General features: G+C 55.5%; 24 protein-coding genes. 13 read left to right on the top strand and 11 right to left on the bottom strand.

The genetic code is table 11. The features are described from left to right. Window positions 1–8 precede the first annotated feature (8 nt). Together znuB and znuC are read right to left on the bottom strand one after the other, a co-directional pair. Window positions 9–794, bottom strand: coding sequence for a zinc ABC transporter permease subunit ZnuB (znuB, locus tag N6P30_RS06885; RefSeq protein WP_023293957.1), 786 nt, complete (start codon window positions 792–794; stop codon window positions 9–11). Then, a complete protein-coding gene (gene znuC, locus N6P30_RS06880) occupies window positions 791–1546 on the bottom strand; it encodes a zinc ABC transporter ATP-binding protein ZnuC (RefSeq protein WP_023293956.1) in 756 nt (251 codons plus the stop codon). The genes znuB and znuC overlap by 4 nt, the downstream gene beginning before the upstream one ends. A gap of 77 nt (window positions 1547–1623) precedes the next feature. Here znuC and znuA point away from each other — a divergent pair, with 77 nt between their 5' ends. The 3 genes from znuA (at window position 1624) to lpxM (ending at window position 4995) form a co-directional block, all read left to right on the top strand. Further along, window positions 1624–2568 carry a zinc ABC transporter substrate-binding protein ZnuA gene (znuA, locus tag N6P30_RS06875; RefSeq protein ID WP_025910050.1) on the top strand — a complete coding sequence of 315 codons (945 nt, stop codon included), beginning with the start codon at window positions 1624–1626 and terminating at the stop codon, window positions 2566–2568. Between the two features lie 15 nt (window positions 2569–2583). Further along, entirely contained in the window at window positions 2584–3903 is a 1320-nt protein-coding gene (gene mepM / locus N6P30_RS06870; protein WP_008500453.1) for a murein DD-endopeptidase MepM, read from the top strand. 120 nt (window positions 3904–4023) lie between these two features. Beyond that, window positions 4024–4995 carry a lauroyl-Kdo(2)-lipid IV(A) myristoyltransferase gene (gene lpxM, locus N6P30_RS06865; protein WP_008500454.1) on the top strand — a complete coding sequence of 324 codons (972 nt, stop codon included), beginning with the start codon at window positions 4024–4026 and terminating at the stop codon, window positions 4993–4995. 45 nt (window positions 4996–5040) lie between these two features. Here lpxM and pyk read toward each other — a convergent pair whose 3' ends face one another. Continuing rightward, window positions 5041–6483 (bottom strand): pyruvate kinase, encoded by a 1443-nt coding sequence (pyk, locus tag N6P30_RS06860; protein ID WP_008500455.1) that lies wholly within the window; start codon window positions 6481–6483, stop codon window positions 5041–5043. Window positions 6484–6620: 137 nt separating this feature from the next. Further along, window positions 6621–7490 (bottom strand): MurR/RpiR family transcriptional regulator, encoded by an 870-nt coding sequence (locus tag N6P30_RS06855; RefSeq protein ID WP_008500456.1) that lies wholly within the window; start codon window positions 7488–7490, stop codon window positions 6621–6623. A gap of 356 nt (window positions 7491–7846) precedes the next feature. On the opposite strand from N6P30_RS06855, the gene zwf reads away from it, so the two are divergent. The 3 genes from zwf (at window position 7847) to kdgA (ending at window position 12048) form a co-directional block, all read left to right on the top strand. Then, window positions 7847–9322, top strand: coding sequence for a glucose-6-phosphate dehydrogenase (zwf, locus tag N6P30_RS06850; RefSeq protein ID WP_008500457.1), 1476 nt, complete (start codon window positions 7847–7849; stop codon window positions 9320–9322). A gap of 233 nt (window positions 9323–9555) precedes the next feature. Beyond that, entirely contained in the window at window positions 9556–11367 is a 1812-nt protein-coding gene (gene edd, locus N6P30_RS06845) for a phosphogluconate dehydratase (protein WP_023293954.1), read from the top strand. Window positions 11368–11406: 39 nt separating this feature from the next. After that, entirely contained in the window at window positions 11407–12048 is a 642-nt protein-coding gene (gene kdgA, locus N6P30_RS06840) for a bifunctional 4-hydroxy-2-oxoglutarate aldolase/2-dehydro-3-deoxy-phosphogluconate aldolase (protein ID WP_008500459.1), read from the top strand. 41 nt (window positions 12049–12089) lie between these two features. On the opposite strand, the gene purT is transcribed toward kdgA, so the two are convergent. Further along, window positions 12090–13268: a formate-dependent phosphoribosylglycinamide formyltransferase gene (gene purT / locus N6P30_RS06835; protein WP_021240436.1), complete on the bottom strand. Its 1179-nt coding sequence runs from the start codon at window positions 13266–13268 to the stop codon at window positions 12090–12092. Between the two features lie 171 nt (window positions 13269–13439). Between purT and N6P30_RS06830 the strand changes: the two genes are divergently transcribed. Continuing rightward, a complete protein-coding gene (locus N6P30_RS06830) occupies window positions 13440–14090 on the top strand; it encodes a tellurite resistance TerB family protein (protein WP_021240435.1) in 651 nt (216 codons plus the stop codon). An 85-nt stretch (window positions 14091–14175) separates the two neighbouring features. Then, entirely contained in the window at window positions 14176–16236 is a 2061-nt protein-coding gene (gene ptrB, locus N6P30_RS06825; RefSeq protein WP_023293953.1) for an oligopeptidase B, read from the top strand. On the opposite strand, the gene exoX is transcribed toward ptrB, so the two are convergent. From exoX to N6P30_RS06810, 3 genes are all read right to left on the bottom strand, one after another. Then, window positions 16233–16895, bottom strand: coding sequence for an exodeoxyribonuclease X (gene exoX, locus N6P30_RS06820; protein WP_008500463.1), 663 nt, complete (start codon window positions 16893–16895; stop codon window positions 16233–16235). The genes ptrB and exoX overlap by 4 nt on opposite strands. A 24-nt stretch (window positions 16896–16919) precedes the next feature. Then, window positions 16920–17570 carry a carbon-nitrogen hydrolase family protein gene (locus tag N6P30_RS06815; protein ID WP_023293952.1) on the bottom strand — a complete coding sequence of 217 codons (651 nt, stop codon included), beginning with the start codon at window positions 17568–17570 and terminating at the stop codon, window positions 16920–16922. A gap of 110 nt (window positions 17571–17680) precedes the next feature. Then, window positions 17681–17911 (bottom strand): DNA polymerase III subunit theta, encoded by a 231-nt coding sequence (locus N6P30_RS06810; protein ID WP_023293951.1) that lies wholly within the window; start codon window positions 17909–17911, stop codon window positions 17681–17683. A 137-nt stretch (window positions 17912–18048) separates the two neighbouring features. Between N6P30_RS06810 and yobA the strand changes: the two genes are divergently transcribed. The 4 genes from yobA to N6P30_RS06790 all read left to right on the top strand — a co-directional run bounded on the left by yobA (window position 18049) and on the right by N6P30_RS06790 (window position 20792). Beyond that, window positions 18049–18420, top strand: coding sequence for a CopC domain-containing protein YobA (gene yobA / locus N6P30_RS06805; RefSeq protein WP_008500466.1), 372 nt, complete (start codon window positions 18049–18051; stop codon window positions 18418–18420). Window position 18421: 1 nt separating this feature from the next. Then, window positions 18422–19291, top strand: a complete 870-nt coding sequence (gene copD / locus N6P30_RS06800; protein ID WP_023293950.1) for a copper homeostasis membrane protein CopD — start codon at window positions 18422–18424, stop codon at window positions 19289–19291. 16 nt (window positions 19292–19307) lie between these two features. Further along, window positions 19308–19646 carry a YebY family protein gene (locus tag N6P30_RS06795; protein ID WP_008500468.1) on the top strand — a complete coding sequence of 113 codons (339 nt, stop codon included), beginning with the start codon at window positions 19308–19310 and terminating at the stop codon, window positions 19644–19646. 654 nt (window positions 19647–20300) lie between these two features. Further along, entirely contained in the window at window positions 20301–20792 is a 492-nt protein-coding gene (locus N6P30_RS06790) for a hypothetical protein (protein ID WP_023293949.1), read from the top strand. 306 nt (window positions 20793–21098) lie between these two features. Here N6P30_RS06790 and N6P30_RS06785 read toward each other — a convergent pair whose 3' ends face one another. Further along, entirely contained in the window at window positions 21099–22040 is a 942-nt protein-coding gene (locus N6P30_RS06785) for a VirK/YbjX family protein (RefSeq protein ID WP_021240429.1), read from the bottom strand. A gap of 166 nt (window positions 22041–22206) precedes the next feature. Between N6P30_RS06785 and pphA the strand changes: the two genes are divergently transcribed. Then, the gene (pphA, locus tag N6P30_RS06780) at window positions 22207–22851 is read left to right on the top strand and encodes a protein-serine/threonine phosphatase (RefSeq protein WP_154827292.1); all 645 of its coding nucleotides are present in this window, start codon (window positions 22207–22209) and stop codon (window positions 22849–22851) included. A gap of 34 nt (window positions 22852–22885) precedes the next feature. Here the strand turns inward: pphA and N6P30_RS06775 are convergent, their stop codons facing one another. Then, window positions 22886–23125: a YebV family protein gene (locus N6P30_RS06775; RefSeq protein ID WP_008500472.1), complete on the bottom strand. Its 240-nt coding sequence runs from the start codon at window positions 23123–23125 to the stop codon at window positions 22886–22888. A gap of 106 nt (window positions 23126–23231) precedes the next feature. Next, window positions 23232–24674, bottom strand: coding sequence for a 16S rRNA (cytosine(1407)-C(5))-methyltransferase RsmF (rsmF, locus tag N6P30_RS06770; protein ID WP_032663281.1), 1443 nt, complete (start codon window positions 24672–24674; stop codon window positions 23232–23234). Window positions 24675–24749: the final 75 nt, after the last annotated feature.

Genomic DNA, 24749 nt, shown 5'->3' with positions numbered 1-24749 from the left:
CATGTCCACTACTGCGCGGTCTTCTTCATCATACTGAAGATAAACAGCACCGCCGCACTCAGCACCACGGACGGCCCGGCAGGCGTGTCATAGAACGCCGAGAAGGTGAGTCCACCCGTTACCGCAATCATTCCGACAATCACGGCCACACCGGCCATCTGCTCCGGCGTACGGGCAAAACGACGCGCCGTAGCCGCAGGGATGATCAGCAGCGACGTAATAATCAGCGCGCCGACAAACTTCATCGCCACGCCAATGGTTAACGCCGTTACAAGCATCAGCAGCAGCTTAACGCGCTGCAGATTCACGCCATCGACGAACGCCAGATCGGGGCTGACGGTCATCGCCAGCAGGTTACGCCACTGCCAGAGCAGAATCCCGAGCACCACCACAACGCCAATGGCGATAGCGATGAGATCGTCAGGCGTGACGGCCAGCAGGTCACCGAACAGGTAAGCCATCAGATCCACGCGGATATTCGACATCAGGCTGACCACCACCAGGCCCAGCGACAGGGCGCTGTGCGCCATGATGCCAAGCAGGGTATCGATGGCGAGGTGAGGGCGTTTTTCCAGCCAGACCAGACCGGCCGCCAGCAGCAGCGTGACCACAATCACCGCATAGAACGGGTTGACGTTCAGCAGCAGGCCAAAAGCCACGCCCAGCAGGGACGCGTGCGCCAGGGTATCGCCGAAGTAAGACATTCTGCGCCACACCACAAACGAGCCGAGTGGACCCGCGGCGCAGGCAAGCATAATCCCGGCCAGCCAGCCGGGCAGTAACAGTTCAATCATGAGTGTCCATTTCCCCGACGCAGAACGATTCGTCCCTGCAAATCATGGCGGTGATTATGATGATGGCGATAGATGCCGAGCTGTTCAGCGCCGCGAGGGCCGAACATGGAGATAAATTCCGGGTGCATGGAGACGACTTCTGGCGTGCCGGAGCAGCAGATGTGGTGGTTAAGACACAGCACTTCGTCAGTCTTTGCCATCACCAGATGCAGGTCGTGGGATACCATCAGTACCGCACAATTCAGTTCCTGACGCAGCTGGTCAATAAGATCGTACAGCGCTACCTGGCCGTTGACGTCGACCCCCTGAGTCGGCTCATCCAGCACCAGCAGCTGCGGGCTGCTGAGCAACGCACGGGCAAGTAATATGCGCTGCGTTTCACCGCCGGACAGTTTTTGCAGCGGCGCATCGACAAGATGGCCTGCCTGCACGCGCTTCAGCGCCGGGAGAATATCGGCTTTACGCGTGCCGGGGCGCAGGCGCAGGAAACGGCTCACCGTCAGCGGCAGGGTGGCGTCAAGGTGAAGCTTTTGCGGCACATAGCCGATACGCAATTTTTCCTCACGCTTGATCACGCCTTCATCAGGTGCGACCAGACCCAGCACCACGCGAACCAGGGTGGATTTGCCTGCGCCATTGGGGCCGAGCAGCGTCAGAATTTTGCCGGGCTTCAGATCGAGCGACACGTCAGAGAGGACGCGGCGCTGGCCAAATGAGACCGAAATATTTTCAAGAGAAACCAATGTCGTCATGTCATTTTAAGCTTGAAGAAGTCAACGAATGTTATAATATCACATTCCACGCATTCACTACGATGATTAGTCGCATTATGTTACATAAAAATACGCTTCTTTTCGCAGCATTATCCGCTGCCCTTTGGGGCACAACCGCACAAGATGTTAACGCTGCGGTTGTCGCTTCGCTTAAACCACTCGGGTTTATCGCGTCAGCCATTGCTGACGGGGTAACAGAAACTCAGGTTCTGCTCCCGGATGGTGCATCCGAGCATGACTACTCCCTGCGCCCTTCAGACGTAAAACGCTTACAAAACGCGGACTTAGTTGTCTGGATTGGTCCGGAAATGGAAGCGTTTATGCAGAAGTCAGCAAAACAGGTGGCGGGCGAAAAACAGGTCGCGATTGCCGCCCTCCCAGGCGTGAAACCGTTACTCATGAAAGGGACGGATGACGACGGCGATGAACATGACCATCATGCTGCCGACGGTGAAAAAGGTGATGGAGATCACCATCACGGCGAGTACAACATGCATCTTTGGTTATCCCCAGAGATAGCGCGGCTTTCAGCGGTTGCAATCCATGACAAATTAGTGGAACTTATGCCGCAAAGTCGAGCCAAACTAGACGCCAACCTGAAAGATTTTGAGGCACAATTAGCCGCAACCGATAAGCAGGTAGGTAATGAGCTCGCACCGTTGAAAGGAAAAGGGTATTTCGTTTTTCATGACGCCTACGGCTATTACGAAAAACACTACGGTTTGACCCCGCTGGGGCACTTTACCGTCAACCCTGAAATTCAACCTGGTGCGCAGCGTTTACATGAAATCAGAACACAGCTGGTTGAGCAAAAAGCGACATGCGTTTTTGCTGAGCCACAGTTCAGGCCAGCGGTCGTAGAAGCCGTGGCCAGGGGGACATCCGTGCGCATGGGGACCCTTGACCCGCTAGGAACGAATATCCAGTTGAGCAAAGCGAGCTATTCGCAGTTCCTCAGCCAACTGGCGAACCAGTATGCGAGCTGCCTGAAAGGAGATTAACGAGGAAGTGAATACGTGCAACAGATAGCCCGCTCTGTCGCCCTGGCATTTAACAATCTGCCTCGACCCCACCGCGTCATGCTGGGGTCGCTTACAGTACTCACCTTAGCGGTCGCCGTCTGGCGGCCCTATGTTTACCACCCGAGTTCTGCCCCTATCATCAAAACCATCGAGCTTGAAAAGAGCGAAATCCGCTCTTTGCTGCCTGAAGCCAGTGAGCCTATCGACCAGTCGGCTCAGGAAGATGAAGCCATTCCACAGGATGAACTGGACGATAAAACCGAGAACGAAGCGGGTATCCACGAATATGTAGTTTCTACCGGGGACACGCTGAGCAGCGTGCTGAACCAGTACGGCATCGACATGGGCAATATCAGCCAGCTGGCGGCGGCAGATAAAGATCTTCGCAACCTGAAAATTGGGCAACAGCTCTCCTGGACGTTAACGGCCGATGGCGATCTCCAGCGTCTGACCTGGGAAATGTCCCGCCGTGAAACCCGCACCTACGATCGCACGGCAACCGGTTTCAAAATGACCAGCGAAATGCAGAAGGGCGACTGGGTCAACAGTGTTCTCAAAGGCACCGTGGGCGCAAGCTTTGTCTCCAGCGCGCGCGACGCAGGGTTGACCAGCGCTGAAATCAGTTCGGTGATCAAAGCCATGCAGTGGCAGATGGATTTCCGCAAGCTGAAAAAAGGCGATGAGTTTTCCGTCCTGATGTCCCGCGAAATGCTGGACGGCAAGCGCGAGCAAAGCCAGCTGCTGGGCGTGCGTCTGCGCTCCGAAGGCAAAGATTACTACGCGATCCGTGCCGAAGACGGCAAGTTCTACGACCGCACCGGTACGGGCCTTGCAAAGGGCTTCCTGCGCTTCCCGACGGCGAAACAGTTCCGCGTCTCCTCCAACTTTAACCCGCGTCGTCTGAACCCGGTCACCGGACGCGTCGCACCGCACCGTGGCGTTGACTTTGCTATGCCGCAGGGTACACCGGTACTCGCGGTTGGGGATGGCGAAGTGGTGGTGGCCAAACGTAGCGGCGCAGCCGGATATTATGTTGCGGTACGTCATGGTCGCACGTATACGACCCGCTATATGCACCTGCGTAAGCTGCTGGTTAAACCAGGACAGAAGGTGAAGCGTGGTGACCGCATTGCGATATCCGGTAATACCGGTCGCTCTACCGGCCCGCACCTGCACTACGAAGTGTGGATCAACCAGCAGGCTGTGAACCCGCTGACGGCGAAACTGCCGCGCACCGAAGGCCTGACGGGTAAAGATCGTACGGATTACCTGGCGCAGGTGAAAGAGGTGTTGCCGCAGCTGAGCTTAGACTAAGCCCTCTGTTTTCGTTAAAAAAGCCGGTGCACCCTGACGCCGGCTTTTTCTTTTGTGCGCGGACGACTGCCTCGCTACACTATCTGAATTAATTTTGCGTCATCAGACCCTGGATCCAGCATGGAAACCCAAAAAAACAATATTGAATACATTCCTGAGTTTGAAAAATCCTTCCGCCATCCGCGCAACTGGGGCGCCTGGCTCGGTGTTTACGCCTTTGCGGGGATAGCGTTGCTGCCGGCTTCCGTCCGCGATCCTGTCCTGGGTAAAATTGGCCGTCTTGCCGGGCGCTTAGGCAAGAGTGCCCGCCGTCGCGCGCAGATCAATCTCTATTACTGTTTTCCTGAAAAGAGCGACGCCGAGCGCGAGGCAATCATTGATGAGATGTATACCACCGCACCGCAGGCCATGGCGATGATGGCGGAGCTGGCGCTGAAAGGGCCGGAGAAAATTGTCGATCGCGTAGACTGGAAAGGGCTGGATATCATTGAGGAGATGCGTCGCAATGACGAGAAAGTCATTTTCCTTGTCCCACACGGCTGGGGCGTTGATATTCCGGCGATGCTGATGGCCTCTCAGGGCCAGAAGATGGCGGCAATGTTCCATAACCAGGGCAATAAAATCTTCGATTTTGTCTGGAATACGGTGCGTCGTCGTTTTGGCGGACGCCTGCATGCGCGCAACGATGGCATTAAGCCGTTCATTCAGTCGGTACGCCAGGGGTACTGGGGCTACTATCTGCCGGATCAGGACCACGGTCCCGAGCACAGCGAGTTTGTCGATTTCTTTGCGACCTATAAAGCGACGCTCCCTGCGATTGGCCGCCTGATGAAAGTGTGTCGTGCCCGCGTGATCCCGCTATTCCCGGTCTACGACGGTAAAACGCATCGCCTGAGCATTGAGGTTCGTCCGCCGATGGACGATCTGCTGACCGCTGACGACCACACCATTGCCCGTCGGATGAACGAAGAGGTGGAGATCCTGGTAGGGCCGCATGCCGAGCAATACACGTGGATCCTGAAGCTGCTTAAAACGCGTAAGCCGGGTGAAAAAGAGCCGTATAAACGCAAAGAGCTTTATCCAACGAAATAAAAAAAGCCCTCTCCATCTGGAGAGGGCTTTTTAACAGAGTCGTTATTACTCGACGGTCATAACGCGCGTGGTGTTGGTTGAGCCGATGGTGCTCATCACATCGCCCTGGGTCACAATGACGATATCACCAGAGACCAGATAGCCTTTGTCGCGCAGCAGGTTTACGGCATCGTGCGCCGCGGCCACGCCGTCATTGGTGCTGTCGAAATGTACCGGCGTCACGCCGCGGTACAGCGCCGTCAGGTTCAGCGTACGTTCGTGACGGGACATGGCGAAGATCGGCAGACCCGAGCTGATACGAGAGGTCATTAGCGCGGTGCGGCCAGATTCGGTCATAGTGATGATCGCGGTAACGCCCTTCAGATGGTTTGCCGCATACATTGCAGACATCGCAATCGCTTCTTCAACATTGTCGAACTGCACGTCCAGACGGTGTTTAGAGACGTTGATGCTTGGGATCTTTTCAGCACCCAGGCAAACACGTGCCATGGCGGCCACGGTTTCTGCCGGATACTGGCCCGCAGCGGTTTCCGCAGAGAGCATTACCGCATCGGTACCGTCCAGCACGGCGTTGGCCACGTCCATCACTTCTGCACGGGTTGGCATCGGGTTGGTGATCATCGATTCCATCATCTGAGTGGCGGTAATCACCGCGCGGTTCAGCTGACGTGCGCGACGAATCAGGGCTTTCTGAATACCCACCAGCTCAGGGTCGCCGATTTCCACACCCAGGTCGCCACGTGCAACCATCACCACGTCAGAGGCAAGGATCACGTCGTCCATAGCATCCTGATCGCAAACGGCTTCCGCACGCTCAACTTTGGCGACGATTTTGGCATCGCAGCCTGCATCACGCGCCAGACGACGCGCATAGTTCAGATCTTCGCCGCAGCGCGGGAAGGAGACAGCCAGGTAGTCAACACCGATCAGCGCAGCAGTCACAATATCCGCTTTATCTTTATCAGTAAGCGCTTCCGCAGAGAGGCCGCCGCCCAGCTTGTTGATGCCTTTATTGTTGGAGAGCGGGCCGCCGACGGTAACTTCGGTGAACACTTTCATGCCTTGAACTTCCAGCACTTTCAGCTGTACGCGGCCGTCATCAAGCAGCAGGATATCGCCAGGTACGACGTCAGCCGGGAGGCCTTTATAGTCGATACCGACTTTTTCTTTATCGCCTTCGCCTTTGCCCAGGTTGGCATCCAGCAGGAATTTGTCGCCGATATTGAGGAAAACTTTCCCCTCTTTAAAGGTGGAGACACGAATTTTTGGACCCTGCAAATCGCCGAGGATCGCAACGTGACGGCCCAGTTTAGCTGCGATTTCACGCACTTTATCGGCACGTAATTTATGGTCTTCTGGCGTACCGTGAGAGAAGTTCATACGCACCACGTTGGCGCCAGCGGCGATAATTTTCTCGAGATTATTATCGCGATCGGTGGCCGGGCCTAAGGTGGTTACGATCTTGGTTCTGCGAAGCCTTCTGGACATGTAATACTCCGTTGACTGAAACAACTTTGGTGTTGCGTGAACATTGAATCGGCCTTCATCTGCTGCAAGGCAGTGGAGAGGGGACCGAATGCCGTAAATCGTTACTTCGTCATTATTCGTGACGTCTTCGTTATCAACTATCGAACATCGCTCTTTATAAGCAATTCTTTATCAAAACGCGATTCCTTCAGCGCTTCCTTGACCCGCTTCAAGTTATCCCGGAATTTTGCCCCACGGCGTAAGGTAAAACCGGTTGCCAGCACGTCAATCACGGTGAGCTGGGCCAGTCGGGAGACCATTGGCATATAAATGTCGGTGTCTTCCGGCACGTCGAGAGTGATCGCCAGCGTCGCCTCACGGGCCAGCGGTGTGCCCGCCGTGGTCAGCGCAATCACCATGGCATCGTTTTCACGGGCCAGCTGCGCCAGTTCTACCTGACTCTTAGTGCGGCCAGTATGCGAAATCAGTACCACGACGTCATCTTCACTGCAATTCATACAGCTCATGCGTTGCAGGACAATGTCATCGGAATAAATCACCGGGACGTTAAAGCGGAAAAATTTGTTCATGGCGTCATGCGCGACGGCCGCCGACGACCCGAGCCCAAAGAAGGCAATTCGCTTGGCCTGGGTGAGTAAATCCACTGCGCGATTCACGGAACTCATGTCCAGAGACTGACGGACGTGGTCAAGCGAAGCCATGGCCGACTCAAAAATTTTCGCGGTGTAGGCATCAACGCTGTCGTCTTCATCCACATTACGATTAACATAAGGGGTGCCGTTAGCCAGACTTTGTGCCAGATGCAGTTTAAAATCAGGAAAGCCGCGCGTTTCCAGGCTGCGGCAGAAGCGATTGACCGTGGGTTCGCTAACACCCGCTTCCTGTGCCAGAGCGGCGATGCTTGAATGAATCGCCTGAGCGGGAGAGGCGAGAATGACCTCGGCCACTTTTCGCTCGGATTTGCTAAGGTGTTCCAGTTGAAACTGGATTTTTTCCAGCATGTTCATGTTAACAGGACGCTCATGGGTGTAAACGATTTCATTAATTGATGAAATCGTGATTCGATTTAGCCGATATTACCCCTGTGGCTTCCATTAAGGGTAACAATCGACGAGATAATGTTGTTGTTTTTTTTCATTACTTGATCGATGTCGGGTTTTGCTATGACCCTGTTGCGCAAAGAAACGACGGTTGTTGCGTCATTAAGCCGTCGAAATCACCCGAAGGGTGAAAAATCGCGGTATCGCACGCGACGATAAGCGCTAATGGTTTCGGGAATGACGTAAAAGCAGTACAGTGCATTGTAATAAAATTACAACGATACCTGGCAGAAGTACCAGGTGATCCAACTGAGGAGAATGACATGGCGGTAACGCAAACAGCCCAGGCATGTGACCTGGTCATTTTCGGCGCGAAAGGCGATCTTGCACGCCGAAAATTGCTGCCTTCCCTGTATCAACTGGAGAAAGCGGGCCAAATTCATCCGGATACGCGTATCCTGGGTGTTGGGCGCGCCGACTGGGACAAGGACGCTTATACCAAAGTCGTCCGCGAGGCGCTCGAAACTTTCATGAAGGAAAAAATTGATGAAAGTTTGTGGGATACCCTGAGCGGTCGTCTCGATTTCTGCAACCTTGACGTGAATGACGTCAGCGCATTCGCTCGCTTGGGCGCGATGCTGGATCAGAAAAACCGTGTCACCATTAACTATTTCGCCATGCCGCCAAGCACCTTCGGCGCCATCTGCAAAGGCCTGGGCGAAGCCAAACTGAACGCCAAACCGGCGCGCGTCGTGATGGAGAAGCCGTTGGGTACGTCCCTGGCAACCTCGCGTGAAATCAACGACCAGGTGGGCGAGTTCTTTGAAGAGTGCCAGGTCTACCGTATTGACCACTATCTCGGTAAAGAGACGGTGCTGAACCTGCTGGCGCTGCGTTTTGCTAACTCCCTGTTTGTGAACAACTGGGACAACCGCACCATCGACCACGTGGAAATCACCGTGGCGGAAGAGGTGGGGATTGAAGGCCGCTGGGGTTACTTTGACCAGGCCGGTCAGATGCGCGACATGATCCAGAACCACCTGCTGCAGATTTTGTGCATGATTGCCATGTCTCCTCCGTCCGATCTGACGGCGGACAGCATCCGTGACGCCAAAGTGAAAGTGCTGAAGTCGCTGCGCCGCATCGACCGCTCCAACGTGCGCGAGAAGACCGTTCGCGGCCAGTACACCGCCGGGTTTGCGCAAGGTAAAAAAGTGCCTGGCTACCTGGAAGAAGAGGGCGCGAACAAGTCCAGCAACACCGAGACGTTCGTGGCCATCCGCGTGGACATCGACGACTGGCGCTGGGCGGGGGTTCCGTTCTACCTGCGCACCGGTAAGCGTCTGCCTGCGAAATGTTCCGAAGTGGTTGTCTACTTTAAGAACCCGGAACTGAACCTGTTCAAAGAGTCCTGGCAGGAGCTGCCGCAGAACAAACTGACCATTCGTCTGCAGCCGGACGAGGGCGTGGACATCCAGATCCTCAACAAAGTGCCGGGCCTGGATCACAAACACAACCTGCAGACCACCAAGCTGGATCTGAGCTACTCCGAAACCTTTAACCAGACGCACCTGGCCGATGCGTACGAGCGTCTGCTGCTGGAAACCATGCGCGGTATCCAGGCGCTGTTCGTGCGTCGCGATGAGGTGGAAGAGGCGTGGAAATGGGTCGACTCCATCACCGAAGCCTGGGCTGCCGATCAGGATGCGCCAAAACCGTATCAGGCGGGCACATGGGGACCTGTCGCGTCGGTGGCAATGATCACCCGTGATGGCCGCTCCTGGAACGAGTTTGAGTAAGATAATCCGCTAGCCCGAAAGTGTTATTTTACCGGTAACATGATCTAACACAGCTCGTGGCACAATTTTCAACTTTTAAGCTCCGCGTGGATTCACCCGCGGAGCTTTTTTTATTACACTGCCGGAAGTGATTTTGCCCCTGAGCTCCGGACAGCAAGCGTTTCAGCGTTGTTAACAACTGCCAGCGACTTTGTAAACTCCCGAGCCCGGACAGATAAATGAGAGGAGCTTTTATGAATCCGACATTGTTACGCGTAACACAGCGCATTATTGAGCGCTCGAAAGAGACCCGTTCGGCCTACCTCGCCCGGATTGAACAGGCGAAGAGCAACACCGTTCACCGTTCCCAGCTGGCCTGCGGTAACCTGGCGCACGGCTTCGCCGCCTGCCAGCCTGACGATAAAGCGTCGCTGAAAAGCATGTTGCGTAACAATATCGCCATCATTACTGCCTATAACGATATGCTTTCCGCGCACCAGCCCTATGAGGTCTACCCGGACATCATCCGTAAAGCGCTGCACAGCGTGAGTGCGGTCGGCCAGGTGGCGGGTGGGGTACCCGCCATGTGCGACGGCGTGACGCAGGGTCAGGACGGTATGGAGCTCTCCCTGCTGAGCCGTGAAGTCATTGCCATGTCCGCGGCGGTGGGCCTGTCACACAACATGTTTGATGGCGCGCTCTATCTCGGCGTATGCGACAAGATTGTTCCGGGCCTGGTGATGGCCGCGCTGTCGTTTGGTCATCTGCCTGCGATCTTCGTGCCGTCGGGCCCAATGGCAAGCGGCCTGCCGAACAAAGAAAAAGTGCGCATTCGCCAGCTGTACGCGGAAGGAAAAGCAGATCGTCAGGCGCTGCTGGAAGCGGAAGCTGCATCCTACCACGCGCCGGGCACCTGTACGTTCTACGGTACCGCGAACACGAACCAGATGGTGGTGGAGTTTATGGGGATGCAACTGCCGGGCTCGTCGTTTATCCAGCCGGACGCACCGCTGCGCAAGGCGCTGACCGAGGCCGCGGCCCGTCAGGTCACGCGTCTGACCGGAAACGGCAACGAATGGATGCCGATGGGCAAAATGGTCGACGAAAAAGTTATCGTCAACGGAATTGTTGCGCTGCTGGCCACCGGCGGTTCGACCAACCACACCATGCACCTGGTGGCCATGGCGCGTGCGGCGGGCATTCTGATTAACTGGGATGACTTCTCCGAGATCTCTTCCGTGGTGCCGTTGATGGCGCGCCTGTATCCAAACGGTCCGGCGGACATCAACCACTTCCAGGCCGCAGGCGGCGTACCGCTGCTCATGCGCGAGCTGCTGAAGGGCGGTCTGCTGCATGAAGATGTTAACACCGTAGCGGGCTTTGGCCTGCAGCGCTACACCCAGGAGCCATGGCTGAACAACGGCGAGCTGGACTGGCGCGAAGGGGCGACCGCATCTCTTGATGCGCAGGTTATCGCCACCATCGACAAACCTTTCTCTCCTCACGGTGGCACAAAGGTGCTGAGCGGTAACCTCGGTCGCGCGGTAATGAAGACCTCTGCCGTACCGGAAGAGAACCAGATTATCGAAGCGCCAGCGGTGGTATTTGAAAGCCAGCACGACGTATTACCTGCCTTTGACGCCGGTCTGCTCGACAAAGACTGCGTGGTAGTGGTGCGTTATCAGGGGCCTAAAGCCAACGGGATGCCAGAATTACATAAACTTATGCCACCACTTGGTGTATTATTGGACCGCCGTTTCAAAATTGCACTGGTGACCGATGGACGCCTCTCTGGCGCCTCAGGTAAAGTGCCATCAGCTATCCACGTGACGCCGGAAGCGTACGACGGTGGCCTGCTGGCGAAAGTGCGTGACGGTGACATGATCCGCGTTAACGGTCAGACAGGCGAGTTAACCCTGCTGGTGGATGACGCCGAGCTGGCGGCACGTCAGCCCCATATTCCTGACCTGAGCGCGTCGCGCGTGGGAACAGGACGCGAAATGTTTGGCGCACTGCGTGAGAACCTCTCCGGTGCTGAGCAGGGCGCAACCTGTATTACGTTTTAAGACGACTTGATTTTAACGATCTGGCGAGAGAAGACTCTGATGAAAAACTGGAAAACAAGTGCAGAAGCAATCCTGACCACTGGCCCTGTCGTGCCGGTTATCGTGGTAAACAAGCTGGAGCACGCTGTACCGATGGCGAAAGCGCTGGTTGCGGGCGGCGTTCGCGTTCTGGAAGTGACCCTGCGTACCGCCTGCGCGATGGATGCCATTCGCGCGATTGCCAAAGAAGTGCCGGACGCCATTATCGGTGCGGGTACCGTAACGAACGCAAAACAGCTGGCTGAAGTGACCGAAGCGGGCGCACAGTTTGCCATCAGCCCGGGCCTGACCGAGTCGCTGCTGAAAGCCGCGACCGAAGGCACTATTCCGCTGATCCCGGGCATCAGCACCGTCTCTGAACTGATGCTGGGCATGGACTACGGTCTGAAAGAGTTCAAATTCTTCCCGGCGGAAGCGAACGGCGGCACCAAAGCGCTGCAGGCGATTGCCGGTCCATTCTCTCAGGTACGCTTCTGCCCGACGGGCGGTATCTCTCCTGCCAACTACCGTGACTACCTGGCGCTGAAAAGCGTGCTGTGCATCGGTGGCTCATGGCTGGTTCCGGCGGATGCGCTGGAAGCGGGCGACTGGGATCGCATCACCAAACTGGCTCGCGAAGCGGTAGAAGGCGCGAAGCAGTAAGTCATTCGCCGCATGAAAAACGGGCCTTTCGGCCCGTTTTTTTATCCCGTTACCTTAACGCTTGCTGCGGCCGCTTTCGCTCTCGCCACGGCGTCATCAACGTTATCTCCGGTGGCTAACGCCACGCCAAGACGACGGGTTCCGTCGATCTCCGGCTTGCCGAACAAACGGACCTGCAACCCGGCACCCACCGCCGCGTCGACGTTATCAAACGTAACGTTCTGGCTGGTTAACTGCGGCAGGATCACCGCCGAGGCGGCCGGGCCGTACTGACGGATACCGCCGACGGGCAGGCCGAGGAAGGCGCGCACGTGCAGGGCGAACTCGGAGAGATCCTGCGAAATCAGCGTGACCATGCCGGTGTCATGCGGGCGCGGGGAGACCTCGCTGAAAATCACCTCATCACCGCACACAAACAGCTCCACGCCAAACAGGCCATAGCCGCCCAGCGCCAGGACGGTTTTACGGGCGATCGCCTGCGCACGCTCCAGCGCCAGGGCGCTCATCTGCTGCGGCTGCCAGGATTCGCGGTAATCGCCATCTTCCTGGCGGTGGCCAATCGGGTCGCAGAAATGGACGCCGTCAACGGCGCTGACGGTCAGCAGGGTGATCTCGAAATCAAACTTCACCACCCCTTCAACGATCACGCGACCGGCGCCTGCGCGGCCACCCTGCTGGGCATACTCCCACGCCTTGTCCAGCGTGCTGCTGTCGCGGATAAAGCTCTGTCCTTTACCGGAGGAGCTCATCACCGGCTTAACGATGCACGGGTAACCAATCTCCTCAACGGCTTGCAGGAATGCGGCTTTATCGCCAGCAAAACGATAGCTCGACGTGGGCAACCCGAGCTCTTCTGCCGCCAGACGACGAATGCCTTCGCGGTTCATGGTCAGCTTTGCGGCTTTCGCGCAGGGCACCACGCGCTGGCCTTCCTGCTCAAGCGCAATCAGCGTGTCGGTGGCGATGGCTTCAATTTCCGGTACAACGAAATCAGGCTTCTCGCGTGAAATCAGCTCACGAAGGGCATCGCCGTCCAGCATGTTAATCACATAAGAACGATGGGCGACGTGCATGGCGGGTGCATCGGCGTAGCGGTCTACGGCAATGACTTCCACGCCTAAACGCTGGCACTCAATGGCGACCTCTTTTCCCAGCTCGCCCGATCCCAACAGCATCACTCGCGTCGCCGCAGGTCGCAGCGCGGTTCCTAAACGAATCATAACAATCCCCCTGAAAAAGTTGCGGGCAGTATAAACGAAAACGTTTGCGTCTGTCTTGTGCACGGCCAGGTGAGGGGAGAAGAAATTTGCGCTTCTTTAGCCCGCCCAGACATTTCCTGACGCCTGCTCGCTTACGCTGTGGAACATGTTCACCGTTAAGTGAGGGAAACCATGTCTGGCTGGCTAAATCAATTGCAATCACTGTTAGGGCAGAAAACGTCGTCTTCCGGCGAGCGGGATCTCAGCAAACTGCTGGTGCCCGGGGCGCTCGGCGGGCTGGCAGGCCTGCTGGTCGCGAATAAATCCTCGCGCAAGCTGCTGGCAAAGTACGGGACAGGCGCGCTGCTGGCCGGTGGGGGCGCCATTGCGGGCACCGTCCTGTGGAATAAATACAAGGACAGGGTCCGGACCGCGCACAGCGATGAACCGCACTACGGCGAGCACACCTCGCCGCTGGATCTGCGTACCGAAAGGCTCATTCTTGCGCTGGTTTTTGCCGCGAAAAGTGACGGACATATCGACGATAAGGAACGGCTGGCGATCGAACAGCAGCTTCGCGAAGCCGGCGTCGAAGAGAAGGGCAGAGCGCTGGTGGCGCAGGCCATCGAACAGCCCCTGGATCCGCAGCGTCTGGCGCAAAGCGTGAAAAATGAGGAAGAGGCGCTTGAACTCTATTTCCTCAGCTGTGCCGCCATCGATATCGATCACTTTATGGAGCGGAGCTACCTTAACGCCCTGGGCGATGCGTTAAAGATCCCACAAGACGTGCGCGAAGGCATTGAGCGGGATATTCGGGAACAAAAACAGGCGTTACAGGGATAGTTCTCGCCGTTGCGACCCTGTTTCGCTTGCATCATGCGTGGGTTTTGCCAACCTTATAGGGTGTAAAACGAAAAAGAATGACGACATGCCACCGAAAGCCCGACGTATACCTTATGCGATCACCACGCATGGCGATACGCGTATAGACAACTATTACTGGCTACGGGACGATTCGCGCTCCCGGCCAGAGGTGCTCGACTACCTGCACGAGGAAAACGACTATGGCCGCAAGGTCATGTCCAGCCAGCAGACGCTTCAGGACCAGCTGCTGAATGAAATGGTGCAGCGTATTCCTCAGCGCGATATCTCCGCGCCCTGGACCAAAAATGGCTATCGCTATCGCCATATTTATGAGCCCGGCAACGAGTATCCCATCTACCAGCGTCAGTCGGTCCTGAGCGCCGAATGGGATGCGTGGGATATTCTGCTGGATGCCAACCAGCGCGCGGCCCACAGCGAGTTTTATACTCTGGGCGGCATGTCCATTTCGCCGGATAATGCGGTGATGGCGCTGGCGGAGGATTATCTCTCCCGTCGCCAGTACGGCCTGCGTTTTCGCAATCTGGACACCGGCAACTGGTATCCGGAAATGCTGGAAAACGTCTCCCCGGATTTTGTCTGGGCGAATGATTCCGAGACGGTGTACTACGTCAAAAAGCACGCCTCTACGCTGCTGCCCTATCAGGTATGGCGGCATACCATCGGAACGGACTCCGCAGACGACGAGCTGGTCTATGAAGAGAAAGACGAAACGTTTTATGTCAGCCTGCATAAAACCTCTTCGCGCCATTATGTGATTATCTTCCTGGCCAGCGCCACGACGTCGGAAGTCCTGCTGCTGGATGCCGAACTGCCGGACGCCCAGCCGCTCTGTTTTCTGCCGCGCCGAAAGGATCATGAGTACAGCCTGGATCACTTCCAGCACAGCTTTTATCTGCGCTCGAATCGCGAGGGTAAAAACTTTGGCCTCTATAAAACCAAAGTACGCGATGAGCGCAAGTGGGAGGTGCTTATCCCCGCGCGGGATCAGGTGATGCTGGAAGGGTTTACCCTGTTCACCGACTGGCTGGTGGTGGAGGAGCGCCAGCGCGGGCTGACCAGCATCCGGCAAATCAACCGCAAAACGCGGGAAGTGGTGGGGATCGCGTTCGACGACCCGGCCTATGTGACGTGGATTGGGTTCAATCCCGAACCCGAATCATCGCGGCTGCGCTACGGCTATTCATCCATGACCACACCGGACACCCTGTTTGAGCTGGACATGGATACCGGGCAGCGTCAGGTGATAAAGCAGACCGAGGTTAAAGGGTTTGAGTCCGAAAACTACCGCAGCGAGCACCTGTGGGTCACCGCCCGGGATGGCGTCGAGGTCCCCGTCTCGCTCGTCTATCACAAAGCCCATTTCCAGAAAGGCAAAAACCCGATCCTGGTGTACGGCTACGGCTCCTACGGCTCCAGCATGGATGCTGATTTCAGCAGCAGCCGTTTAAGCCTGCTCGACCGCGGCTTTGTTTTCGCCATCGCCCATATTCGCGGCGGCGGTGAGCTGGGGCAGCACTGGTATGAGGACGGGAAATTCCTGAAAAAGAAAAACACCTTCAATGATTACCTCGACGTCTGCGATGCGCTGATTGATCAGGGCTATGGCGATCCGAAACTCTGCTTTGGCATGGGCGGCAGCGCGGGCGGTATGCTGATGGGGGCGGTTATCAACCAGCGTCCCGAACGCTTTAAGGGGATTGTCGCGCAGGTGCCGTTTGTCGATGTGGTGACGACCATGCTCGATGAATCCATTCCGCTGACGACCGGGGAGTTTGAAGAGTGGGGGAATCCGCAGGATGAGATTTACTACCGCTATATGAAAACGTACAGCCCTTACGATAACGTCGAGGCGAAAGCCTATCCCCACATGCTGGTCACCACCGGTCTGCATGACTCTCAGGTGCAGTACTGGGAGCCGGCAAAATGGGTGGCGAAACTGCGGGAGCTGAAAACCGACGACAACCTGCTGCTGCTGTGTACCGACATGGATTCCGGACACGGCGGGAAATCGGGACGATTTAAATCGTATGAAGGGGTGGCGCTGGAATACGCCTTCCTGATTGGCCTGGCGCAGGAGACGCTGCCAGGCCGTGCAGAGCGTTAAGCTTCTCCCAGATAGTGCTTTAGCGTCAGGCGCAGTTCCGGGCTCATTTTGTCAAGGTTGTTATACAGCCAGCGCAAATAGCCCGGGTCTTTATCCGCAATATCCGACACCGCTCTGCCCCGGTATTTACCAAAGGTAAACGTGGTCAGCAGTGCGGGACGGCCGGTGATGGTCGCCATATCATCCGGCGTCCAGCCTGAGGTGTTCATAATATCGATGAGTAGCGCGGCGGTGATATAGCAGTCGTACAGGGCGCGGTGATGATGAAGCCCCTCAGGCGTGCGGACGCTGAGCTTGCGGGACTTGTACAGCGCCATGTTGCTGTATTTAATGCCTGGCCAGAGGCGACGCGCCAGCTTCATGGTACAAATCCATTCCCCCGGCATCTCAGGGAGCACCCGGCGGTCAAAACTGGCGTTATGCGCGACGTACCACGGGCTACCGTAATAGTGGGGAATGATCTCCTCGATCCACGGCTTGTCCGCCACCATCGATTCGGTAATGCGATGGATAGCCATCGCCTGAGGGCTGATGGGGCGGTCAGGACGCACCAGATGGCTCATTGGGTTGACGATTTTACCATCAACCACGTCGACAGAGGCCACTTCCACAATTCCGCCCTGAAGATCGCAAGTTTCGGTATCGATGACGCGCAGCATTGAACACTCCTGAGCTTAAAACGCCTAGCCTAAAGGAATGATATCGCCTTGCCAACCCTCTCCGCCGAGCGTGCCGGTCAACAGCAGCTCGCCCTTATCCGCGCGAACGATCAGCTGGCCTTTTTCATCCCACAGCGCGCTACCGCCGCAGGCGTTCGCCATCAGCACCGCTATGGCATATTTATGCGCGAAGCGCTGCAGGGTACTGATGGACTGCCGCCAGCGGTTATCCTCCACTGACTGACAGCTGGTAAACAGCGACGCTCTGGGATCGAGATTGGGGGAATCGGCATGCGCATCAATAATGCTGAGCTGTTTCTCTCCCGGCACCAGGCTGGCTCCGCCACCTTGCGGGTAGCGAAGGATGCGTTGACGAGCTGGGGTGAAGAGCGCGAGACCTTTCTGGCGCTGACCATCCCGCTCCACGGGGAGCCCGGCAATCACGGTTATCCGGTAACGATGCGCCGCGTCGAGCAGCGGTTCCAGCTGGGCGTCGCCGGGTGGGAGAGGTAACGCAGTCGTTCCCGAGCCTGTTAATGACAGTTCAGGAAACACCAGCAGATCGCACCCCTGCCGTGCTGCTTCGGCGATGAAGCGCAGGTGGTGCGTGATATGGTCATCGACACTCTGATGCTGCCCGCTATACTGGGCCGCCGCTATATTCCAATGTGACATCGTGACTTCCTTATACACTGAGTCGCAGGGATTTAAGAATACACCTAAATTTATCAGGGTTTTCTTATCCTGCCAGATTCAGCGTAAGGAAGTGTAACGGCTCGTTAAGCTTATTTAACTTTAGGTTCGTACGGTAAACGGGAGAGGTTGACCGAGGCGAGACGGTGGGCGATGAGTCTTTCGCGAAACCAGTCGCGCAGATGGGCGGGCTGTTCCCGTTCAACGACTTCAGCCACGACAGGCATGTTGTAACGCTCTTTAAACGCGACGCCAGCGGCAGCGAGATCGACATTCACTTTATCCATCTCGTCCTGTGGAAGGGTGGCCAGATTGATCTTCATTACCTTCTCCTTTTTATGCGGCGGCAACGTTACCGCGATTGCACGACGATGACAAGCGGAGGCAGGATGATCCTCGACTCGTTTATTATACAGCGTTATTCTTTAGCATACAGACATAACAAAAAGGAATGATTGCGATGGGTTTCTCCGCTTCCCGCGCGGTATGCGCACTGGTTTTTCTGGCCTCTACAATGATGACCCCCTCCGTGCTGGCGCATGCGCACCTTAAGCAGCCGATCCCGGCAGCGGACAGCGTGGTGAGCGCTCCGCAGGCACTGACGCTGAATTTTTCAGAAGGCATCGAACCGGGATTTAGCGGTGTGGTGGTGACGGATGCGCAAAAGCAGGTCATCAAAACGGGAACCGCCACGCGCGACGAAAAGAACAAGGCGCAGCTCACCGTTCCGCTGGACCAAACGCTGACGCCAGGGACGTACCAGGTAGACTGGCATGTCGTCTCTGTAGACGGTCATAAAACCAAAGGTAGCTATCACTTTAGCGTGAAATAGCATGCTGGCGCTGTGTTATATCGGGTTGCGCTTTATCCATTTCGGGGCGCTGATGCTGATTTTTGGCAACGCGCTTTACAGCGTCTGGTTTGCGCCTTCCTCTCTCCAGCGGCTGATGTCCCGACGTTTCCAGCTGCAGCAGAAAGTGGCGGCTTTTGTGAGCCTGGCGGCTGCACTCCTGATGTTTATGCTTCAGGGCGGGCAGATGGGTAACGGCTGGGGCGATGTATTTGCCCCACAGGTCTGGTCCGGCGTAATGAGGACACAGTTTGGCGGCGTCTGGCTGTGGCAAATGATTCTCGCTGCGATGACGGTCGCTGCAGCATGGCTCGCGCCGCTGAAAGGTTCGCGGCTGCTGCTGCTCGCCATGGGGCAGCTTATCCTGCTGGCGGGGGTAGGGCACGCGGCGATGAACGACGGTCCGATGGGGGCGTTGCAGCGCCTTAATCACGCTTTTCACCTGATCTGTGCTGCTACCTGGCTTGGCGGATTACTGCCCCTGCTGCTCTGCATGCGTCTGGCGAAAGGGCGCTGGCAGAATGCCGCCATCTATACCATGATGCGCTTCTCGCGCGTGGGCCATTATGCGGTCGCGGGCGTGCTGCTCAGCGGAGCGATCAATGCGCTCATGATACTGGGCGTCCATATTCCCTGGCAGGCTGACTACGTGCAGTTTTTGTTGTTCAAATGTGCGCTGGTGGCGTTGATGGTGGTAATTGCGCTGGCAAATCGGTATTTTCTGGTGCCACGGTTTCGTCCGGAGACCGGGCGAGCACAACAGATTTTTATCAGGATGACACAGGCAGAAGTGGTGCTGGGGGCGCTGGTACTGGCAACGGTCAGTCTGTTCGCCACCTGGGAACCCTTCTGACAAGGTTAAATATCATATGAAAAAGACAGTACTTTCTCTCATATTGCTGGCCTGCACGGGGAGCGCGTTTGCCGCACCGCAGGTTATCACCGTCAGCCGTTTTGAAGTGGGTAAGGACAAATGGGCCTTCAACCGTGAAGAGGTGATGCTGACCTGCCGTCCGGGCCATGCGCTGTACGCGATTAACCCGAGCACGCTGGTGCAATACCCGTTAAATGAAACCGCCGAGCAGCAGGTGGCCAGCGGCAAGAGCAGCGGCCAGCCGATTAGCATCATTCAGATCGATGACCCGGCGAATCCGGGACAGAAAATGAGCCTGGCCCCGTTTATCGAGCGCGCCGACAAGCTCTGCTAACGTTCAGGTTTCCAATAAAAAACCGCAGATGCTTGCGAAAGCACTGCGGTTTTTCACATTTTATGATGCTCTGGCGCTTTTTTTCCGACCGCTTTAGCTGTGGACTGGAAAACCTGGCGTCGTCATCTATTCTTAAAAGGCAAGGCGACTTAGCCTGCATTAATGCCAACTTTTAGCGCACGGCTCTCTCCCAAGAGCCATTTCCCTGGACCGAATACAGGAATCGTATTCGGTCTCTTTTTATCTGTTTGTTTCTCAAGAGTTTTTCGGTCTTTACACGAAATGCCCCGAGAATTACTCGAATATTCCATATCCTGTCTAAACCATAACATAATCTGCACCGCGTACGTCCAGGTATTTTTTGGTCATTGTTAAATTTTTGTGGCCGAGCAAGCATTGAGCAAATTCCTCTCCGCGCTCCTTTTCATAGGGTCTGTTCGCGAGGCTTCTGCTCTCATGGAAAGGTGGCGAGTTAGGTCCGAATTTCAACCCGGGCGAACCCCTTATCTCTCGAACGCCCGGGGAAGACCGTCAGGAGTTAGCGGTCCAGGTTTTCTTTCTCCGCGGAGCGGGGTTCGAACATTTGGATAAAATAAGTTGGGTAAATCCAAAATCTGCCGATATGTTAAGAGATATTTTTAGGGAATGGCGTCCATGAAAACAAAGAATTTACTCCTGTTTATACTCTTAACTGTGGCCCAGTGCAGTCATGCTCAAGAACAATACAATTTTGAAGCTGTAAAACCAGCAGTGATTGAATTCTTTAAGCGCGGGGCAGGAAATCCTGATAGTTGCAATGTGTTCAAAGAGCAGCTTGCAAAAAATTTTGAAGATAAGCAAACAAGGAAAATGATGATTGGTTTCTGTGACAGCGACTTAGATACAACCAAGCCAGTTTCTTTTACGGAAATGTCATTACATCATTCTGAAGGGCATCTCTATGTTTGCGGTATTCTCTCTGGTGAGACTCAACTAGGCCGAAAAATAGGTGCTCGTTTTATTGCTGCCGAACCATATCATTTGGTTCTGGGCTTCAAGTATTCACGACGACCGATAGCTTACGCAACTGATGATAAATTTCTGGTCGATGAAGTTCGATCTCAGATTAAAGCATTTAATGAACTTTATGCAAAAGCATGTAACTGAATTAAAGCTCTCTGCTTGTTCTTCAGTTCGATAATATTTTGGAACTTAGCGCACAACGACATTCAGACCGAATGGATGTATTGGTAAGCATTAAAAACCCGTATTTGACGGGTTTTTAATGCTTAAGTATTTGAATGATAAAAGGTTAATTGTGGTGTAAAAGAAATCGTTTTCGAACGCTACCTTTACGATACAGAGCATCCCTTGAGAACTTTTTTGTAATTCACAACACGGCATAGCTAAATTCAGCCCGTTTGCCTGCCTTGTTAATTTTTCTATTGCAATTCAACAAAGCGCGTGCGGGGTCTAAAAGTGCGACTTAACCGACGCCTCAATTTCATCAAGCAGCTCAAAACGACGGCGGTATTCAGCGCGTTTTTTACTGGCAATCTCTTCAAGCGATTTACGCGCCATCTGTAGCGGCAGCTGCCAGCAGAAGGCTGAGAGCTTTTTACCGTCCAGAGAGGCCCAAAATTCATCATAGCTGGCGTGGAAATGGCGGCCTTTGCTGAGGCGATAGCGCAGCGCACGGAATACGTGGCCCTCATCGCTGACGGCAAAAATCGCCCGGACGGAGGACTGTGCAGCCAGCTGGAAAAGCACTTCCATCAACACGCGCTTAGGGAACAAACCGTGGCAGGCGCGGGTGGCCTGTTTAATAACGTCACGCGTTACGCTGCGGCGGGGGCCCTGGAGCCCACCGATGACCATGACCTGTTGCCCATTGCTGCGCGCGACGCTAAAGGTCAGGCTGGCCAGCAGCGTATCCTCGTTGTCGCGAAGCCAAAGCGTGCTTTCGCCTTCACGCTCGGCTTTCCCCGCAGAGGACGCATTAACCGTATAGATAACTCCGTCTTTTGCATGGAACTGCGCAACGGGCTTCTCCTGTGGGCTGGTCAGTGCCAGGGCGAGGCCGCTCTCTTTCAGGCTATCAATCCAGTAATAATGGCTAACGATCGCGTCGGCGCGATCGTTAGCCGTCAAACCGCGCATCAGGTACTGCCGGTGGGTTTTGCTCGGCAACGTAATTTGAGAGGCCAGAAGTCTGTCGAAATCGTCGCGACCAGAAAGCGCCTCCAGCATGCGATGGGTAGAAGACCAGAACACCAGCGAACGTAACAGGAACTTCAGGCGATATTCGCGCTTGCGCCAAATCGGCCCCGGGACGCGTTTGCCGTTCACCAGCTCAGAAATAATATTTGTGCGATGCGGATAGAAAACATCGTTATGCAGGTGCGTATTAGACACGTGAAGACCCCTCTTTTTTTATACCCTTATTCTAAAGAGCCAGGAAAAAGGGATTAATAGCGCGAGGATCTTTATTTCTGTTTGGTTTACCGTTTGTTTCACTTCGTGAGGACCACGCCCGGCTGTTGCCCTTTCTGTGGCGGCTATACTGTTAAAAGGAGGGGCTATGTATCAGCGAATTGAAGGTGGAATGTGGCGTCACGTCTGGGTGGTCAGCGATATACATGGCTGTTATCAGCGGCTTATGGATGAGCTTAAACGCCGTCATTTTAATCCGTATGAGGATTTGCTTATTTCCGTTGGGGATATGATCGATCGCGGTCCGGACAGCGTTAAATCATTACAGCTTATCAATGAAAAATGGTTTCGTGCCGTCCGGGGCAACCATGAGCAAATTGCGCTCGACAGTCTGGATAATAACGATTTTTCACTCTGGACAATGAATGGCGGAATATGGTTCAGGCAACTTGAACGGGACCAGCAACAGCTTGCGCTATCGTTGCTCGAGGCCTGTCACGATTTACCGCATATCATCGAGATAATCTGTGCGAACGGTCTGAACGTGATTGCCCATGCGGATTATCCGGCAGCGGAATACCGCTGGCAAAAACCGGTGAGCGCCCAGCGCGTTTTATGGGATCGCGATCGGTTGATGGGGTTTATGGTGGGTAAAGGGCAGGGCATTAGCGGTGCGGATCATTTCTGGTTCGGACATACGCCCGTCGACAGAAGGTATGATTTTGACAATCTCCACTACATTGATACGGGCGCCGTATTTGACGGTTACTTTACGCTGGCGCAGCTGCAGTAATAAATAACCCGCCTTCGGGCGGGTTCTCTTTAGGTCAGGCAAGACGCATGACCCAGGCATCGGTTTTACTATCGTAATGCTCACGGTAAAGAACAGAATGTTCGCCATCAAGTATTGCCGGGACGCTGGTGTCTGCATCCCATGCATCGAGCTGCATGCACAAATCCGGGTCGGATTTGCAGGGAATACTTAACGTTCGATCGCCTTGCGCTTCGCCGCGCAGTTCTGCGTCGTCGATCTCAAAAGCGCCAATACGCACGCTGGTTTTCGTCATAGTGCTCTCCGGGTCGGTTGTCAAAATCTGGTATGACCAGTACGGCCACCCATTTTTGATCGTAGACAAGGAGAGCAAAATCGCCAGTAAAAAAATGCGCTTTTTTTCAGGCCGTGCGATCGTTACCGGTAAACAGTCGTCCATCCCGGACCAGCTCGCGCGGATAGCTGTTTTTCAGTCGTGAACCGACTTTTTTTGCCAGCCCGAGCGGGTATCCCTGATACGTCACGATCACTTCATCGCCTGATGGCGTGCTGTCAGGATAGACATCGCGACCACGGTACCACTCTTCGGCTTCCTGATGCGTCAGGGCAAAGGTATTCTCGTGCCCGGCAAGGGCGATGACGGCCTCATGCTGCCAGCGATAGCCTTTATTATGCACTTCCGCCAGGCGGATTCCGATTCGGGAAAAACGGACCTTTCCGATGAGCGGTTCGATCTCAGCCGGGAACAGCCATACCTCTTTATCACGGATCCAGAGGTGCAGGCTCTCATCCCAGACCAGGCCAATTTTTTCGGCGGCGGCGACAAGCTGTGCTGCATCGCGACCTTTGAGGGGGGCAAACGGGAAGTTGCCGACCTTGAATTTGGGTGCGGGCAGGGGAGCAACCGCCTGCGTTTTACGCAGACGTGCCACAAAGAAGCCTTCGCAGTCGTAAATCTGCGGGAATACGTGGAGGAAACCCTCCTGCGTAATCGCCTCCTGTGCCGAGGCAAACAGATCGTTAAGCGGCAGGAATTCGACCGCATCCGGGTATTGCGCTTTCAGCCACAGGCAGACGTCTTCGTTTTCATCGCGGTTTAAGGTGCACGTTGAATAGACCAGCGTGCCGCCAGGGCGAAGGGCATGGAATGCGCTCTCGATCAGCTCCCGCTGCGTGGCGGCGATCTCAATGTTGCTTTCCACGGACCAGTTCTTTAACGCATCGGGATCTTTACGCACCACCCCTTCGCCGGAGCAGGGGGCGTCCAGCAGAATGGCGTCGAAGGCTTCCGGCAGGGCAGCGCCAAACACGCGGCCGTCGAAGTGCGTCAGGGCAACGTTATGAATACCGCAGCGGCTGATGTTGGCATGCAATACCTTCACGCGGCTGGCGGAAAACTCGTTGGCGAGGATCGCGCCGCGGTTACCCATACGGGCGGCAATCTGCGTGGTTTTTGAGCCGGGCGCCGCGGCCACATCCATCACGCGCTCGGGCGCATTGCCATCGGCGAACAGGGCTGCCACCGGCAGCATCGAGCTGGCTTCCTGGATATAGAACAGACCACTCAGATGTTCCGCGGTGCTTCCCAGCGGCACGGCGTCTTCGTCATCGCGCTCGATCCAGAACCCCTCAGCGCACCACGGTACCGGCGTAAGCTGCCAGCTGTAGGGCGCGACCAGCGCCAGAAAATCCTCGACGCTGATTTTCAGCGTGTTGACGCGAATACTGCGGCGTAACGGACGCTGGCAGGCGGCGATAAAATCGTCTAACGACAGGTGAGAAGGAAGCGCCTCGCGCATCTGCGCCAGGAATTGTTCAGGAAGAAATACGGAGTTTTGAGCCACGGGCACACCACAGGGAAAAGTTCAGGTGCGCAGTGTAACATAAAGGCTCCGGTGCGTTGACACCGGAGCCTTGCA

It is taken from the genome of Enterobacter sp. PL1 (assembly GCF_945957325.1).
Classification (GTDB): Bacteria; Pseudomonadota; Gammaproteobacteria; order Enterobacterales; family Enterobacteriaceae; genus Enterobacter; species Enterobacter roggenkampii.
The sequence above is the reverse complement of the archived record's forward strand: the minus strand, read 5'-3'. Positions and strand labels throughout refer to the sequence as shown.

Excerpts from the sequence above, each read along its gene's own strand:
- znuB (WP_023293957.1), bottom strand. The coding sequence starts at position 794 with ATGATTGAACTGTTACTGCCCGGCTGGCTGGCCGGGATTATGCTTGCC.
- znuC (WP_023293956.1), bottom strand. The coding sequence starts at position 1,546 with ATGACGACATTGGTTTCTCTTGAAAATATTTCGGTCTCATTTGGCCAG.
- znuA (WP_025910050.1), top strand. The coding sequence starts at position 1,624 with ATGTTACATAAAAATACGCTTCTTTTCGCAGCATTATCCGCTGCCCTT.
- lpxM (WP_008500454.1), top strand. The coding sequence starts at position 4,024 with ATGGAAACCCAAAAAAACAATATTGAATACATTCCTGAGTTTGAAAAA.
- pyk (WP_008500455.1), bottom strand. The coding sequence starts at position 6,483 with ATGTCCAGAAGGCTTCGCAGAACCAAGATCGTAACCACCTTAGGCCCG.
- N6P30_RS06855 (WP_008500456.1), bottom strand. The coding sequence starts at position 7,490 with ATGAACATGCTGGAAAAAATCCAGTTTCAACTGGAACACCTTAGCAAA.
- zwf (WP_008500457.1), top strand. The coding sequence starts at position 7,847 with ATGGCGGTAACGCAAACAGCCCAGGCATGTGACCTGGTCATTTTCGGC.
- edd (WP_023293954.1), top strand. The coding sequence starts at position 9,556 with ATGAATCCGACATTGTTACGCGTAACACAGCGCATTATTGAGCGCTCG.
- kdgA (WP_008500459.1), top strand. The coding sequence starts at position 11,407 with ATGAAAAACTGGAAAACAAGTGCAGAAGCAATCCTGACCACTGGCCCT.
- purT (WP_021240436.1), bottom strand. The coding sequence starts at position 13,268 with ATGATTCGTTTAGGAACCGCGCTGCGACCTGCGGCGACGCGAGTGATG.
- N6P30_RS06830 (WP_021240435.1), top strand. The coding sequence starts at position 13,440 with ATGTCTGGCTGGCTAAATCAATTGCAATCACTGTTAGGGCAGAAAACG.
- ptrB (WP_023293953.1), top strand. The coding sequence starts at position 14,176 with ATGCCACCGAAAGCCCGACGTATACCTTATGCGATCACCACGCATGGC.
- exoX (WP_008500463.1), bottom strand. The coding sequence starts at position 16,895 with ATGCTGCGCGTCATCGATACCGAAACTTGCGATCTTCAGGGCGGAATT.
- N6P30_RS06815 (WP_023293952.1), bottom strand. The coding sequence starts at position 17,570 with ATGTCACATTGGAATATAGCGGCGGCCCAGTATAGCGGGCAGCATCAG.
- N6P30_RS06810 (WP_023293951.1), bottom strand. The coding sequence starts at position 17,911 with ATGAAGATCAATCTGGCCACCCTTCCACAGGACGAGATGGATAAAGTG.
- yobA (WP_008500466.1), top strand. The coding sequence starts at position 18,049 with ATGGGTTTCTCCGCTTCCCGCGCGGTATGCGCACTGGTTTTTCTGGCC.
- copD (WP_023293950.1), top strand. The coding sequence starts at position 18,422 with ATGCTGGCGCTGTGTTATATCGGGTTGCGCTTTATCCATTTCGGGGCG.
- N6P30_RS06795 (WP_008500468.1), top strand. The coding sequence starts at position 19,308 with ATGAAAAAGACAGTACTTTCTCTCATATTGCTGGCCTGCACGGGGAGC.
- N6P30_RS06790 (WP_023293949.1), top strand. The coding sequence starts at position 20,301 with ATGAAAACAAAGAATTTACTCCTGTTTATACTCTTAACTGTGGCCCAG.
- pphA (WP_154827292.1), top strand. The coding sequence starts at position 22,207 with ATGTATCAGCGAATTGAAGGTGGAATGTGGCGTCACGTCTGGGTGGTC.
- N6P30_RS06775 (WP_008500472.1), bottom strand. The coding sequence starts at position 23,125 with ATGACGAAAACCAGCGTGCGTATTGGCGCTTTTGAGATCGACGACGCA.